Source organism: Luteipulveratus mongoliensis, from assembly GCF_001190945.1.
Lineage (GTDB): Bacteria > Actinomycetota > Actinomycetes > Actinomycetales > Dermatophilaceae > Luteipulveratus > Luteipulveratus mongoliensis.
Genome location: NZ_CP011112.1, coordinates 5,323,879 through 5,337,553, shown reverse-complemented (window position 1 = coordinate 5,337,553; position 13,675 = coordinate 5,323,879). Strand labels below are relative to the sequence as shown.

12 protein-coding genes are annotated in these 13,675 nt (G+C 68.3%); 4 read left to right on the top strand and 8 right to left on the bottom strand.

Annotated features, from left to right (window positions below; all coding sequences use genetic code 11):
* Positions 1 to 14: 14 nt before the first annotated feature.
* The 3 genes from VV02_RS25375 to VV02_RS25365 form a co-directional block, all read right to left on the bottom strand.
* Positions 15 to 1,628 carry an outer membrane protein assembly factor BamB family protein gene (locus VV02_RS25375; RefSeq protein WP_052596219.1) on the bottom strand — a complete coding sequence of 538 codons (1,614 nt, stop codon included), beginning with the start codon at positions 1,626 to 1,628 and terminating at the stop codon, positions 15 to 17.
* Positions 1,629 to 1,727: 99 nt separating this feature from the next.
* On the bottom strand, positions 1,728 to 2,303 hold the full coding sequence (locus VV02_RS25370; RefSeq protein ID WP_052596217.1) for a DUF4282 domain-containing protein: 576 nt from the start codon (positions 2,301 to 2,303) through the stop codon (positions 1,728 to 1,730).
* Positions 2,304 to 2,482: 179 nt separating this feature from the next.
* Positions 2,483 to 3,355, bottom strand: a complete 873-nt coding sequence (locus tag VV02_RS25365; protein ID WP_052596215.1) for a M56 family metallopeptidase — start codon at positions 3,353 to 3,355, stop codon at positions 2,483 to 2,485.
* A gap of 56 nt (positions 3,356 to 3,411) precedes the next feature.
* Here VV02_RS25365 and VV02_RS25360 point away from each other — a divergent pair, with 56 nt between their 5' ends.
* From VV02_RS25360 to VV02_RS25350, 3 genes are all read left to right on the top strand, one after another.
* Entirely contained in the window at positions 3,412 to 3,993 is a 582-nt protein-coding gene (locus VV02_RS25360) for a hypothetical protein (RefSeq protein ID WP_052596213.1), read from the top strand.
* Positions 3,994 to 4,076: 83 nt separating this feature from the next.
* Positions 4,077 to 4,781, top strand: coding sequence for a YcnI family copper-binding membrane protein (locus tag VV02_RS25355; RefSeq protein WP_052596211.1), 705 nt, complete (start codon positions 4,077 to 4,079; stop codon positions 4,779 to 4,781).
* The gene (locus VV02_RS25350; RefSeq protein WP_052596209.1) at positions 4,778 to 5,392 is read left to right on the top strand and encodes a copper resistance CopC family protein; all 615 of its coding nucleotides are present in this window, start codon (positions 4,778 to 4,780) and stop codon (positions 5,390 to 5,392) included. Before VV02_RS25355 ends, VV02_RS25350 begins: the two co-directional genes overlap by 4 nt.
* On the opposite strand, the gene VV02_RS25345 is transcribed toward VV02_RS25350, so the two are convergent.
* Positions 5,368 to 5,697, bottom strand: coding sequence for a helix-turn-helix domain-containing protein (locus VV02_RS25345; protein ID WP_083450625.1), 330 nt, complete (start codon positions 5,695 to 5,697; stop codon positions 5,368 to 5,370). The genes VV02_RS25350 and VV02_RS25345 overlap by 25 nt on opposite strands.
* 117 nt (positions 5,698 to 5,814) lie before the next feature.
* Here VV02_RS25345 and VV02_RS25340 point away from each other — a divergent pair, with 117 nt between their 5' ends.
* The gene (locus VV02_RS25340; RefSeq protein ID WP_157063563.1) at positions 5,815 to 8,364 is read left to right on the top strand and encodes a tetratricopeptide repeat protein; all 2,550 of its coding nucleotides are present in this window, start codon (positions 5,815 to 5,817) and stop codon (positions 8,362 to 8,364) included.
* A gap of 104 nt (positions 8,365 to 8,468) precedes the next feature.
* Here VV02_RS25340 and VV02_RS25335 read toward each other — a convergent pair whose 3' ends face one another.
* The 4 genes from VV02_RS25335 to VV02_RS25320 form a co-directional block, all read right to left on the bottom strand.
* On the bottom strand, positions 8,469 to 10,784 hold the full coding sequence (locus VV02_RS25335; RefSeq protein ID WP_052596202.1) for an MMPL family transporter: 2,316 nt from the start codon (positions 10,782 to 10,784) through the stop codon (positions 8,469 to 8,471).
* 139 nt (positions 10,785 to 10,923) lie between these two features.
* Entirely contained in the window at positions 10,924 to 11,439 is a 516-nt protein-coding gene (locus tag VV02_RS25330) for a TetR/AcrR family transcriptional regulator (RefSeq protein WP_052596200.1), read from the bottom strand.
* Positions 11,440 to 12,116: 677 nt separating this feature from the next.
* The gene (locus VV02_RS25325; RefSeq protein WP_052596198.1) at positions 12,117 to 13,115 is read right to left on the bottom strand and encodes a hypothetical protein; all 999 of its coding nucleotides are present in this window, start codon (positions 13,113 to 13,115) and stop codon (positions 12,117 to 12,119) included.
* An 82-nt stretch (positions 13,116 to 13,197) separates the two neighbouring features.
* Positions 13,198 to 13,674 (bottom strand): winged helix-turn-helix transcriptional regulator, encoded by a 477-nt coding sequence (locus VV02_RS25320; RefSeq protein ID WP_052596196.1) that lies wholly within the window; start codon positions 13,672 to 13,674, stop codon positions 13,198 to 13,200.
* Position 13,675: the final 1 nt, after the last annotated feature.

Here is a 13,675-nt window from a genome sequence, read left to right as displayed (position 1 = left end):
CCAGCGAAGTGGAGTCAGCGGAGTCCGATGATCGTGGGTGGAGTGCCGGGCTGCACCGGGCTTCCTTCAGTGACGATCACGACCGCGCCGGGCACCGCGACGTTGCGCGTGTGTGCGCCCTCCTTGAGGGACGGTCCGGTCTCGACGGTGAACGCCGTCCCCGCATGGTTGGTCAGGTCATGCGGCGTGACGGAGGCCGTCGACGCGTCCGGCCCGAGGGTGACGCCGAGGCTCTGGTCGCGGAGGACGAGGGGGCCCGCGTCCGCAGTCCGCGCGCCGCCGCGAGCGCCGGTGGCGAGGTTGATCCAGCCCGTCGTGCGGAAGGCCTGCCCGAAGACCTGCACCCAGCCGTCCCGGCAGGCGCCGAACGACTCATCGGGTTTGCCGGTGATGCGTGTCTTCCCGGTGCGCGCGTCGAGCAGCCGTGACTGTGACTGAGTCGTCGTGCTGGGCGGGAGGTACGTCGTGAGCTCGGTCAGGTTGCATCCCTCGCCGGCCGTTCCGGTCGAGAGAACGGTCTTTGCGCGACCCTTGTCACCGACCGGGTGGTGCCAGAGCACCGAGCCGCTGCGGTCGTCGTACGCGATGAGCTCGTCGCGGGGCGTGGTGACCGATGTGCCCACGCCACAACGGGTTCGGACGGTGAAGGTCGACTCGGAGGCAGCCGTGTCGCCAAAGCGGCAACCGCTGGGCGCCCGATGCGACCATGCCTGTCCCCGGTCGGTCAGGGGGGTCGCAGTGAGGTCGTTCTTCGAGCCCGAGACCGCTGCGGACCCGGTGAAGGTCTCAGCCGCGTCGTGTGGCAGTGCCGCGTGCTGCTTGCCGGTCAGGGCGTCGAGCACGATCAGCGGACCGTCGTGGTCGCCGTCGTTGATGTAGGTGTCGACGACGACGAGCCTGCCGCCGGGCGTGACGTCGATGTCGCGGACCTGGACGTGGTCACGCTGGTAGCGCCAGCGTGGCTTGCCCGTGACGCCGTCGACGAGGTAGACCGCCTTCTTGGTCGCCGCCACGAAGCCGTTGCCCGCGGGCTCGGGAGGAGCGGCCAGCCTGGCGGGTGCGGTCCAGGACCACGCCTGCTTGCTCACGCTGGTCGGGACAGGCGCGGGAGGCGTCGGGTCGGCGTACGTCGTCACGCCGGTGCCGTTGATCCGTCCGACCAGCGCGGTGGCCGCGAGAGCGACGCTGGCGCCCGCAGCCACTCCGGCGGCGAGGCGGAGGTGCGGTCGCAGCTCGGCGATGTCCCACGGGAACGGGCGCACCACGAGCGCGGCGGCAACCAGCAGGGCCCCGAGGCCGCTGATGGCCGTGCCGGTGCTGATGAACCCGCGGTCGATCGCCTGCAGCAGGTAGTAGGCGGCCCCGACCACGCCGATGGCCAGGAGGAGCGCGCCCAGCGGCTCGGCCCCGCCGGTCCGTGCCAGCGCCTCGGTGCCTTTGTAGCGCGCCCACACGGCGCAGCCGACGAGCGAGACCACCGCGACCGCGAGTGTGAGCCAGCGCCAACGGGACTCACCCGACGGCTCGACCGGACTCGCGTGCAGTACCGGCCCGATGATGCACGCGATCAGGCCCACCGCAGCCAGGGGTTGGGCGAGCGCCGGTCGCGAGAGGGGCGTACGGCTCATGGATGTCCTCGGGTGCTCAGAGACGACGACGGGCCGGCGAGGTCATGCCTCGCCGGCCCGTCCACGGGCGTGACCCGCGTCGTACGAATGGAGCCTGGGTCAGTTCTTGTTGCGCTGCGCGATCCGCGCGACGTTGACCGCGAGCTCCAAGATGATGCGCGCGATCGCAACCGTCAGCACCAGACCTGCAAGCGCCTCGAGCGAGGTCATGAAGGCCTCGAAGGTGCCCATGTTCTTGAGGCCGCCCTGGCCACCACCGTCGACCGGCTGCTTGCCGAAGGCGTGTGAGATGGCGGTCACGAATCGCAGGAAGGCCCAGACCACCGTCAGAAGGAAGGCGATGGAGGCGATCTTCTCGGTCAGGTTCTTCTTGAAGCCGAAGTCGCTGAAAAGGTCACCGAGGCCGTCACCGGCGCCGCCGACGACCTGGCCTGCGCTGCCCACGGCCTGCTGGCCGAAGTTGCCCGGACCCTGGGGACCGGGACCCTGCGGACCGCCCTGCGGCGGCTGCTGGTAGCCCTGACCGATGCTCTGCTGAGGCGGCTGACCCTGGGGCTGGGGCTGTCCGTAGCCGCCGCCCTGGTTGTAGCCGGGGTACTGGGGGCCCGGGTTGGGGCCCGCGCCCGGACCCTGCTCCGGGTTGTCGTTCCACGAGCCGTTGGTCGGCGATGACATGCGTGTCCTCCCTGGGGGAATGTGCTGAGGGCCCATCCTGTCGCCTCGACTCGAGGTGGCCAAGCCGACGTGCCTGGTAACAGGCGAGCAGTGCAGTGATATCACGCCCAGAGGGGCTGAATGTGGCGTCGCGGCGACTCGGCTTGGTGAGGTGGCCCTAACGCAGGGGCCCGAGAGACTCAATGACCAGCGATGACCAGGGCTATCAAGGTCAGAGGTAGGGCCAGGACGAGGACGGCAGCGGTGAGTGTCAGCGCTGTCAAAAGTGGTCTGCGGCGACGGTCTCCGAGCAGCCGGAGGCGGACCAGAGCGAGGCCGCCGGCGCCCATGGTGGCGCTCGGGTGGGCGCCACCAGCGAGGGTGACCAGGGCGCCGCCTAAGCTCTTCGCCGTCGCCGTCCGGAGCGCGACATGATCGGCCAGCACCTCGATGAGCAGACTGACCTCGGTCAGCCCTCCCGGGCTGCGCAGCCAGGGCGGTACGGCCGAGTGCATCACCGTGAAGAACTCCAGCACCAGGTCGTGCCGGAACCGCAGATGGGCACGCTCATGTGCGAGCACGGCGTCCAGCTCGAGCTGTGGCAGCGAGCTCAGCGTGCTGTCGGTCAGGACCACCCGCGCCCGCCGGCCGGGCACGCAGTACGCCGTCGGCGTGGGGTGCGGCAGCACGCGTACGTCTCGCGCGCGTCCCGCAACCCCCTCACCCAGGAGGTCGACCAGGTCGCGGTGCTCGCGGCGAGCGTGACGGAGGGCGGTGCCGGTGTGGTGGGCCTGGAGCAGGAGACGGACCACGAGTACGCCGGTCACGGACAGTCCGATCACCAGTGTGCCGACGTGGTCGGTCGGCGTGGGGACGTCGTCGCCCGTGCGAGCCGCGTCCAGCATCGCGAGCGGTGCGGCGGCCAGGCCGGCGATGAGGGCGGCGAGCGAGACGGCCTGCCACAGCAGCAGCGCCGGACCGGGCACGTGCCGCAGGAACGTCAGCCGTGGCAGCAGCCGCGGGACGGGCCAGGCCAGCGTGATCGCCACGAGCACGACGGCGATGACCAGCATGTCGACATCCTCCCTGACGATCGTGATGTAGACCCGTCTCGCCTAGAGTCTGTGACGTGCTGACCCAGGGCGCATGGCGACTGGCCAGGGCCGGGAGCTTCGCTCTCGTCGCCGTGGCGCTGTCGCTGACCGCTCACGTGGCAGCAGGCGGGTCGCCACCCAGCGTGGGTGTCGTGGCTGCAACGACCTTCGGAATCCTTTGTCCCGCAACGCTTCTCGCAGGTCGACGCATCGGGCGACCGACGATGCTGGTCATGCTCGGGTTGGCCCAGCTGGGGCTGCACACGGCGTTCGAGCGTCTCGGTGGTCATGCCGAGTCGTGTACGCCGTCCGGTCACCACCACGCCCAGACCGTGACCTGCGGATCTTCCGGGGCCGCGGCCGAGCACGTCTCGACCGGACCGCTGATGGTCCTCGCGCACATTGCGGCCACCGTCCTGCTGGCTCTGCTGCTGGCGCGTGGCGAGGACATCCTGTGGGCGCTCGCGGCGTGCTTCGGCCTCCGACTGCCTGCGACGTCCGGGCGCCTGCCGGTGTCGCGCCGCCTCGCACACCCCGTTCCAGCCGTCGCAGCACCGCCGCCGGCCTTCCTCCGCCTTCCCCGACGTCGAGGACCTCCGCAGGCCGCGCTCGTCTGAGCGTCTCCACCTGCCCACCCCGCGCGTACGCCCGACCTGGCGTCCGTCGTACGCGCACCCTCGACACTCCTGAAGGACGAACGATGCGATCCAACCTGCCCACCACTCGCGTGCTCGCCGTGACCACTCTGGCCGGCATCACGCTCGCTCTCGGCACCGCCGCAGCGCAGGCCCACGTGCGGGTCACTCCGAGTACGACCGAGGCCGGGGCGTACTCCCAGCTCACCTTTCGGGTCCCCAACGAGCGCGACGACGCCAACACCACCAAGGTGGCCATCACGCTCCCGCAGACGGACCCGTTCCTGTCAGTCAGTGTGAAGCCGGTGCCCGGCTGGACGGTGGCGACGACGACAGCCAAGCTGCCCAAGCCGGTCGTCGACGAAGGCACCACGATTACCGAGGCCGTACGCACCGTCACGTGGACCGCGGACGCGGCCAGTGCGATCAAACCTGAACAGTTCCAAGAGTTTTCGATGAACGTCGGCAAGCTCCCGAAGGCCGGCGCGCACGTGGTGCTACCCGCGGACCAGACCTACTCCTCGGGTGAGGTCGTGCACTGGAGTGAGGTCGAGAAGGGCGGCAAGGAACCTGAGCACCCCGCGCCCGACCTCGAGGTGACGGCGCCGGCGGCGGCCCCAGCAGCGCCGGTCGCGCAGGCGGCACCCAAGGCCGACGAGACGGACTCGACCGCGCGCTGGATCGGCGGCGGTGGCCTGGCGGCCGGCCTGGTCGGCATCGGCGTGGGTGTGCTCGGCTGGCGCCGGCCGCGGCAGGATGGGTCGGTATGAAGAGGCTTCTGCTCCTGCTCGCGGTCCTGGTCACGATGGTCGGATTCGCGCCGAGCGCGTCGGCGCACGACGTCCTGATCTCGACATCACCGAAGGACGGCGCGACGGTCGCTCAGAACCCTGCGAACGTCGTGCTCACGTTTAACAACCCGGCGCTGGCCACGGGCTCGGTCATCCAGGTCACCGGCCCGTCCGGGCGGGTCGATGAGGGCAAGCCGACGTTCGTGGACCACACGGTCACTCAGCCGCTGAAGCCCGGCCCGGCCGGCGCGTACACCGTGAAGTGGCGCGTGACGTCGGTCGACGGACACCCGATCAGCGGGTCGTTCAGGTTCACCACCTGGGCCGTCCCGGTTCCCCCGGCGTCAACTACGGCACCCTCGCCGTCCTCGGCAGCACCGACGGCCGCTCCGACGGCCGGGACGAGCTCCGCTACGGCGACCACGACGTCTTCCGCCGCGGCGCCCGCGCCGAAGGACGACGGTGAGTCCGGTCCGAACCTGTTGATCGTCCTGGTCGGTGTCCTGGTCGCCGGCGGCGTGGTCGGAGCACTGGTGGGCCTCGCTCGGCGCAGATCAGGTCAGAGCTACACCCACGACGAGGACGACTGACGCGGCACGGATCGACGTGATCTGGTGGTCGCGCCGGGAGACCTGCCTCCCGGTACGACCACCAGATTCGGGGCTGTCCCTCGGCGATGCCCTTGCCACCTGAGGTAGGCCATGCCCAGGCCGAAGCGGCTACGGACCTCGAACGTGTCGTAGAGCCGTGCGACCTCGGCCCGGACGGTCCTGCTCGTCAGCTTGAGCCGCGTCGCGATCGCTTCGTCGGTCTGATCCTGCGCCAGCAACCCCAGGATCTGCAGCTGGCGATCCGTGAGTGATGGATAGTCGATCGCTTGTGCCACTGCGCTCATGACGAGGCCCTCCCCAGGTCTGGTCCGTCCGCTGATGGAAGCCTGGTGGACCGTGTGGCACGGTGGTCAGACCTCGATCAATGTCGATCACCCGTGAATCACGAGCTGGGGAGACCCGTGACGAGCCCTTCTGCAGCGCCCAGGCCCGAGCTGTCCAACGTGCGTACGCACGACGACCTCGCGGAGAGCCTGCGGGCGCTCAGGGCGTGGTCCGGTCTGAGCTATCGGGCGGTGCACCGCGAGGTGTCGAAGTCGCGTCAGGCGCGGGGGATTCCCGAGCTGCCGTCGTACAACACGGTCTATCGCTCGTTCCAGGGTGGTCGGGCTCGCGTGGACCGCGATGTCGTCGTGGACATCGCACGGGCGCTGGCCGGTGACGAGGCTGCGGCGCAGTGGCTGCACGCGTGTCAGGTGGTTGCGGGTGAGGCCAACGAGTCAGCCATCGCTGCCGTCGCGGCCGCGCTGCCGGAGGACCTCGCACCCTTCGTCGGCCGGGCCGACGAGCTGTCGCGGATTCTGGCCGAGGTGCGAGCCGTCGACGGTGGTACGCCGGTGGTCGCCATCTCCGGGATGGCCGGTGTCGGTAAGACCACCTTGGCCGTACGAGCGAGTCACCTGCTCATCGCTGACGGCCACGGGCAGGACGCTGTGCTGGCAGTGAATCTGCGTGGTTTTGACGATCGCCGTCCCCCGGTCGACCCGACAGCCGCACTGGACGGTTTCCTGCGCCAGCTCGGTGTGCCCGGCTCACAGATCAGCACGAAGGACGTGGCTGGACGGGCTGCCCTGTTGTGCGAACGGCTGTCCGGCAAGCGGGCGCTCATCCTGCTGGACAACGCGGCGAGCGTCGAACAGATCCGTCCACTGATCCCTGACGTGTCAGGCACGGCCGTGGTGGTGACCAGCAGGCGGCCGCTGGTCGGTCCGCAGGACGGCATTCCCATCAACCTCGAGGTTTTCGACGAGGACGAAGCGCTCGAGGCGCTGCAGAGGATGAGCGTCCGATCCGGCGAGGATGTCGGAGGAGCGCAGCGACTGGTTGAGTCCGTCGGCCGGCTGCCACTGGGGATCGCCGTGCTGGGGTCGAGCATGCGGCGGCGCGCGGATCTGACCGTGGCCGACCATGCGGACCTCGTGGAGCAGCGCCGCTCGTTGCTGCGCATCGAGTCGGAGGTGGAAGGCGCGATCAGCCTTTCCGTCGACGGACTCTCGCTGGCGGCCCAGGACACGCTGCGGCGACTGGCCCTGCACCCCGGAACCGACTGGGGCATCGAAGCGGCGGCCGCGCTGATCGACGAGTCTGTCGAGACGACGCGGCGCAGGGTGAGCGAGCTGACAGACGCGTCCTTGGCCAGCGTCAGCCGGCGGGGTCGGGTCGAGCTGCACGACCTCGTACGTGTCCACGCGCTGGCAGCAGGGCACGAGATCGATGTGCCACGCGTGAGCAGGGCGGCCATGTGGCGACTCCTTGATCACTACCGGTTCGAGGCGTACCTCGCGATGAGTGTGTACGCGCCGCAGGAGAAGTCGTACTGGCCCAGCCTTGATGCGCCATCCGGCATGTCCGTCGTTGAACCCACCCTCGACGAGGCCGTCGAGTGGCTCGAGCGGGAGATTGCCAACGTGGTGGCGGTAGCGTCCTACGCCGCAGACCACGCACTCGGAGAGTGCGTCGACCACTTCTCGCTCATCCTGTTCCGATTCCTGATGTCCACAGGACGGCTCGACGAGGCGTCACTGATCCACCACCTCGCGGTGCAGTGCACGACGGGGGCCGCGCTGGGTAAGGCACTGTCGCGGCTGGGCTGGGCACATGTCACGGCAGGACATCTGGAGCTGGGTCGTCGGACGGCTGAAGATGCTCTGGTCCAGAGTCGTGAGTCAGGCGACCGCGTTGGCGAGGCCAGCGCGCTGGTACTCCTGATCGGTCTCGACTGGCGGGCCGCGCGCTACGTGGAGGTGGAGGGCCAGCTGCGCGACATTGTCGAGATCTACCGCGACCTCGGCGACGATCATCGTCGTGGCACCAGCCTGCAGAACCGCGGCTCGGTGCTGACCAGACTGGGTCGGCTGGACGAAGCCGCGGGCTGCTACGAGGACGCCGTTGCCGCCGCCGCTGAAGCCTCGAACGGGGAGAGGCAGCGCGGCCGCGCGCTGGAGTCGTTCGGCGAGGTCAGACTGCTCCAGGGACGGTTCGACGAGGCGCGCGAGCTGCAGCGAGAGGGCCTCGAGATCTCACGACGACTGCGAGATCTGCCCTTCGTCTGCGATGCGCTCAATGTCGGGGCTCGCATCGAGACACGTGCCGCAACGCTGGAGTCCGTCGACATCGACATCGAGCACAGCGAAGCCATCGCGCTCGCTGACGAGATCGCCGAACCGTTCTTTCGTGCCGACACTAGGACCATCGCCGGAGACATGTTGCGCAGCGTCGGCCGATTCGGTGATGCGGAGAAGCGCTATCGGGAGGCCCTCGAGATCGCGAGTGGCGATCTGGTTCTTGAGGCGGCCAGGGCGCAAGAAGGCATGGCGTGGTGTCTGCACAGCACAGGGCATCCGGACGAGGCCCGGGTGCTGGCGAAGAAGACGCAGGCAGCGTACGAGCAGATGAGCGTCGCCCTCTCGATCACCACCCTGCCCAGGCTGCTTGCCGAGCTGGGCAACTGACCCGGCGCACGCCTGGAGCAGCACGACGAAAGCCGTACGACGGCCGCTCGGGTGAGCGGCCGCCGTACGGCTTTCTTCTGCGTGAGGGTCTGATCCTCCGAACGTCAGACCCGGACGAGCTCGTCCTCGTCGACGTCGTCGCTGACGTGCTTCGGCTGCGAAGCCTGCAGCTTGGTCAGGCTCTCGCCCTCGACATCGACGTTGGGCAGGATGCGGTCGAGCCACTTCGGCAGCCACCAGGCCTTCTCACCCATGAGGTACATCAGGGCGGGGATCAAGGCCATGCGGATGATGAACGCGTCGAAGAAGACCGCGACCGCGAGGGCGAAACCGATCGACTTGATCAGTGCGTCGGGCATCAGCATGAACGCGGCGAACACCGAGATCATGATGACGGCGGCGGCACTGACCACACGAGCGCTGTTGCGAAAGCCGTCCACGACAGCCTCTCTCGTGGTGGCACCGTGCACGTGCGCCTCACGGATGCGGGTCACCAGGAACACCTGATAGTCCATCGCGAGGCCGAACACGATCCCGATCAGGAAGATCGGCATGAAGCTGACGAGCGGCTGCCCGTCGACCAGCCCGAACAGGCCGTTCTGGAAGACCGCGACCGTCGCACCGAGCGTGGCGAGCACGGACAGCAGGAACCCGAGCGTCGCCGTGAGCGGCACCAGGATCGAGCGGAACACCAGCATCAGCAGGATGAACGCTAGCCCGATCACCACGGCCAGGTAGACCGGCAGCGCACTGGTGAGGCGTTCGGACACGTCCGTCTGGATCGCGTTGATGCCCGTGACGCCGACGGCCGTGCCGCTCTTGGACTCGATCGCGCTCTGGTCGTCACGCAGTGACGCGAGCAGGTCCTCGGTCTTGGTGTCGTCCGGTCCGGTGCTCGGCGTGATCGACACCATGGCGCCGGTGCCTTGCAGGTTCTTTCCGACCACACGAGCGTCCACGACGCCCTCGTGACCCTTGGCCCAGGTGACGACCTCGTTGTACGCCGCCGGCCGGGCAGCCGCGTCGCTCACCTTGCGACCGTCGACGACCACCAGGAACGGAGCCTCGCGGCCCGCACCGAAGTTGTCCGCCATGAGGTCGGACGCCTTGCGCTGAGTGGTGGACGCAGCAGCGGTCGAGTCCGTCGGCAGCGCCAGGTGCAGATCCTTCACCGGGATGGCGAGAGAACCCAGACCGATGAGGACCAGCAGGCCCACGACCACCGGCTGCTTGCCGACGAGCCGGGCCCAACGGACACCGTTGTTGAGGATCTTGCCGTCCGCGTCCCGCTTCGGGTTGAACTTGCGCAGCTGACCACCGAACGCCTTGGACTTCAGCAGACCCAGGATGGCGGGCAGCAGAGTCAGGGCGACCAGCACGGCGATGAGCACCGTGGCGGCGGCCGCGAGACCCATGGCAGTCAGGAACGGGATGCCGACGACAGCCAGAGCGGACAGCGCGATGAGCACGGTCAGACCGGCGAAAACGACTGCAGATCCTGCGGTTCCGACCGCTCGACCCACTGCTTCCAGTCGGTCTTCGGTCTTCTCCATCTCGGAGCGATAGCGGGCCAGGATGAACAGCGTGTAGTCGATGCCGACGGCGAGGCCGATCATCGAGGCGAGGATCGGCGTACTGGAACCGATGTCCATGAACGCTGTCATGGCGGTGACGCCGATGGTGCCGAGTGCGACGCCGTACACCGCGGTGATGATCGGCAGGCCCGCGGAGACGAGCGCGCCGAAGGTCAGGAACAGCACGATCAGCGCGACGCCGATACCGATCAGCTCACTGGAGCCCCCCGGCTCGGTGAACTTCTGCATGCCGGAGCCGTTGACCTCGACCGTGAGGCCGCTCTTGCGTGCCTGGTCCATCACGTCCAGGACCTTGTCCTGGGTTGCGGGTTTGACGTCGGTCACCGTCTTGACGTCGAACGACCACTGCAGGGTGCCGACGCGTGAGTCCTTGGACAAGGTGCCTCGGACGGCCGCCTCGGCGTTCGGCTTCGACATGCCCTGCTTGACCATCGCGCTGACGGTCTGCTCGAAGCCGGGACCGTTGGCGGTGACCGGGTTGAGCATCGGCGCCTTCGGCATCTGTGGCACGGCGCCCATCTGCTTGATGAGGTCGTCGACCGCGCCCGAGTACTTCGCCTCCTTCAGGGTGTGACCCTTGGGAGCGGCGACGACCATGTTGGCCGAGGCCTCGTCGAAGCCGGTCTGGGCTCCGGGGAACAGCTCCTTCTGCATGTCCGCGGCCTTCTCAGAAGGAATGCCGGGGATGGAGAAGGCGTCGGACATCGGCTTGGACATGGTGCCGGCGATCGTGCCGACACCGACGATGACAAGAAGCCATCCGGCGATGAAGAACGGCCACCGCCTGTAGGCGGTTTTGCCGAGTCGGTACAACAGGGTTGCCATGGTGGACTCCTGGTAAGGGTGGGATGGCGGGTAAATGGGACTGCTCTATCCCCGTGGGACGGGTGGTCTGGGTGTGGCCGTACGGATGGCAGGGTCGGATGAACGACGCGCCTCGTTGCGCGGGTTGGGTCAGGCGGACCTAGGCGAGGAGCTCCTTGGCGTGGCGCAGGGCGATCGCATAGAGGTCAGCGAGCGCTCGTCCACGCTCGTCGGAGATGTAGGCGTCGAGCGTCTGAGCGAAGAGCGCCGCCAGCAGGGTGATGGCGACCTTGGCTCGGATCGGATCGAATGCCTTGCCTTCGCGGACTTCGATCTCCGCGATGAATTCTTCGGCGACTGCATGAAAACGCTTGTGTGCCAACGCCATCAGCTTGGGATTGCTCTCGAGCACACGTTGCCCGAGAACGATCTGCTCGCGCGAGACATCCTTGGCTCGCAGGAGCTGGTCCATGACGATGGCCAGATCATCGATCAGGTCACCGGTGGGTCCCCCGGCCCGGAACTCCTGTATGCACTCGCTGTCCACCAGAGGGAACGGCCCAAGGACGGCGTCGTCCTTGCTCGGGAAGTAGTTGAACAGCGTCCTTCGGGACACACCGGCCGCGTCGGCCAGCTCGTCCATCGTGAAGCCGTCCAGGCCGCGCTCGTCGGTCAATGACTGCGCACAGAGCGTGAGTCGGCGTGCATTCGCGTATCGCCGGGCCTCGCGGCCCGACTCGGCGTCCCCACTAACTGCACTTTCGCTCACAAAGTGCATCATTGCACTCTGGGGCATGAAGTGCAATTGGTGGTCGTGTGACGTGAGTCGCATGGGTGGAGCATGCGATGCCCGGGATTCGAGTCGGCTTCACCACGGTTTCAGCACCTTTCCAGCGCTGGTTGAGCCAGCGGAGGTGGCGGCGAGTGTCTGAGGAGTGACCACTCGACCGCCTACTCAGATGTGCAGGCACCTGGTCTCGATACGCCTTCGCTAGCGCTCCGGCTACTCGACCAGCGAGGGGTGGCATGGGTCTGTGAAGAAGTACAACGGCGTTGCGCATCTGTACAACGATGTTGTACTTCTCGACGACACCCATACCCCTCGGCTCGGCTGCGGACTGCCCGGATGTCGCCTGGTCTGAGAAGGCGTTCGAGTGGCCCCTCCTCAGATGCTTGATGGCTTCAGCGCCTGAGGAGGCGCTCGAGTGGTCTTTACTCAGATCCCGCACAGTTCGGACTGGTTGAGTACGAGCCGAAACCTGTTGCGGCGTGGGGAGACTCGGCCCTCACGGTCACCTGGTCTCGATACGCCTTCGCTAGCGCTCCGGCTACTCGACCAACGGAGGTGCGGGGTCAGCGCTGGCAGTGGCGGCACGGCGGGCGAGTGCGCTGGTAGTAGGAGACGGCAGCGAACCCCATGGCCACACCCCACACGAGGTACGCCGGGACCGCCACCCAGAAGAAGGCGTCTGGGATGGTGGTGTCGCCGTACGGTCGGCCGGTCGTGATCTGCTCAATCGTCATCTGTACCAGGCAAATTCCGAAGTAGATCGTGATGCCGGCGGACAGCACCAAGCCGGGTCCGGCCACCAGCCAGCGCTGCACCGTACGACCACGCAGCGGGAGCACCCAACGCGGCCAGACCCGCCCCCACCCGTAGACCATCGCGAGTGGCAGAACTGACCCGGCGAGCAGGAAGCCACCCTCGAAGAGCAGCGGGTTGGTGCCGTTCTCGCCCTGAGGCCCGGTGTCCAGCCCGATGGCCAGTTGGCCGACGACTCGGGCGACCATGCCCGCGACGGCGAGATGAGCGGCGACCCAGGCCCGGCGAGGCACCGGCCCGCTCCGCAGCGCGCTCCAGTGATCGACCGACCCCTCGCGGTCGCACGACGGGCAGCCCTCTGACACGAGCCGAGACGTGGTCCGCGCGAGGCCCAGGACAAGGAGGCCGCCGGCGAGGCAACCGAGACGGCTGGTCGCGCTGACGGCGTACACCGGCAAGAAGGTGCCGAGACTCAGCACGCTGACCAGGTCGAGCAGCAGCAGGATGCTCTCGGCGACGAGAGCCGCGCCAACGACGCCGGCGACCACCAGCGTCGGCCGGTGGTGCCGCTCAAGTCGGCCCAGGCGTACGCCGACAGCGCCGGCCGCGACGCACAGTGCGACCATCGGCCAGCCCGGGAGCAGGACGTCATCGGGGATCGGCCGGAACGTCGGGTGGTGGCCGAGCGCGAAGGCCAAGCGGGTCAGGCCGTACGCCACCGCCCAGGTCAGCAGGGCGCGCACCAGCTGGGAGTGTCGCTGGGTCAGCTGCTGTGGCGGCGAGGTGGCAACAGGCGATGCGGTGGCCATGTCATGCACGGTGCCGCCCGCGGACGCGCGGCGGTTCCCTCAGGTGAGGGAGGCGTACCCCTCCGTCGTGGGGAGGGCCGCGTCAGGGGTGGCGCTGGGTCACGCGGACCTCATCGAGCGGGACGCGGCGGCCCTGCTCGGTGCTGACCGCGACGGTCAGCGGCTCGCCCGTGTCGTCGGCGAGCAGCTGCATCGGGCCGCCGTCGCCTTGGAGGTAGGTGTCACCCCACTGCATCAGGCCGAAGACGACCGGCATCAGGGCCGTGCCTTTGGGCGTCAGTGTGTACTCGTGGCGAGTGCGCTGGCCCGGCTCCTGGTACGGCCGCTTCGCGAGCAGGCCCTCGTCGACCAGCGCCCTGAGGCGGGCGGAGGCGACGGCGTCACTGATGCCGACGCGCCGCGCGAAACCGTCGAATCGGGTGGTGCCGTAGTAGGACTCGCGCAGGATGAGAATGGCAGTCCGGGTGCCGACGACATCCAAAGCGCGAGAGATCGAGCATCGGTCGCCAGGCTCCCAGCGGTCGAGGTCGGCGAGGGCTCCGTGCATCACTGCTGCCATG

Coding starts and splice junctions, on each gene's coding strand:
- VV02_RS25375 (WP_052596219.1), bottom strand. CDS start 1,628: ATGAGCCGTACGCCCCTCTCGCGACCGGCGCTCGCCCAACCCCTGGCT.
- VV02_RS25370 (WP_052596217.1), bottom strand. CDS start 2,303: ATGTCATCGCCGACCAACGGCTCGTGGAACGACAACCCGGAGCAGGGT.
- VV02_RS25365 (WP_052596215.1), bottom strand. CDS start 3,355: ATGCTGGTCATCGCCGTCGTGCTCGTGGCGATCACGCTGGCCTGGCCC.
- VV02_RS25355 (WP_052596211.1), top strand. CDS start 4,077: ATGCGATCCAACCTGCCCACCACTCGCGTGCTCGCCGTGACCACTCTG.
- VV02_RS25350 (WP_052596209.1), top strand. CDS start 4,778: ATGAAGAGGCTTCTGCTCCTGCTCGCGGTCCTGGTCACGATGGTCGGA.
- VV02_RS25345 (WP_083450625.1), bottom strand. CDS start 5,697: ATGAGCGCAGTGGCACAAGCGATCGACTATCCATCACTCACGGATCGC.
- VV02_RS25335 (WP_052596202.1), bottom strand. CDS start 10,784: ATGGCAACCCTGTTGTACCGACTCGGCAAAACCGCCTACAGGCGGTGG.
- VV02_RS25325 (WP_052596198.1), bottom strand. CDS start 13,115: ATGGCCACCGCATCGCCTGTTGCCACCTCGCCGCCACAGCAGCTGACC.
- VV02_RS25320 (WP_052596196.1), bottom strand. CDS start 13,674: ATGGCAGCAGTGATGCACGGAGCCCTCGCCGACCTCGACCGCTGGGAG.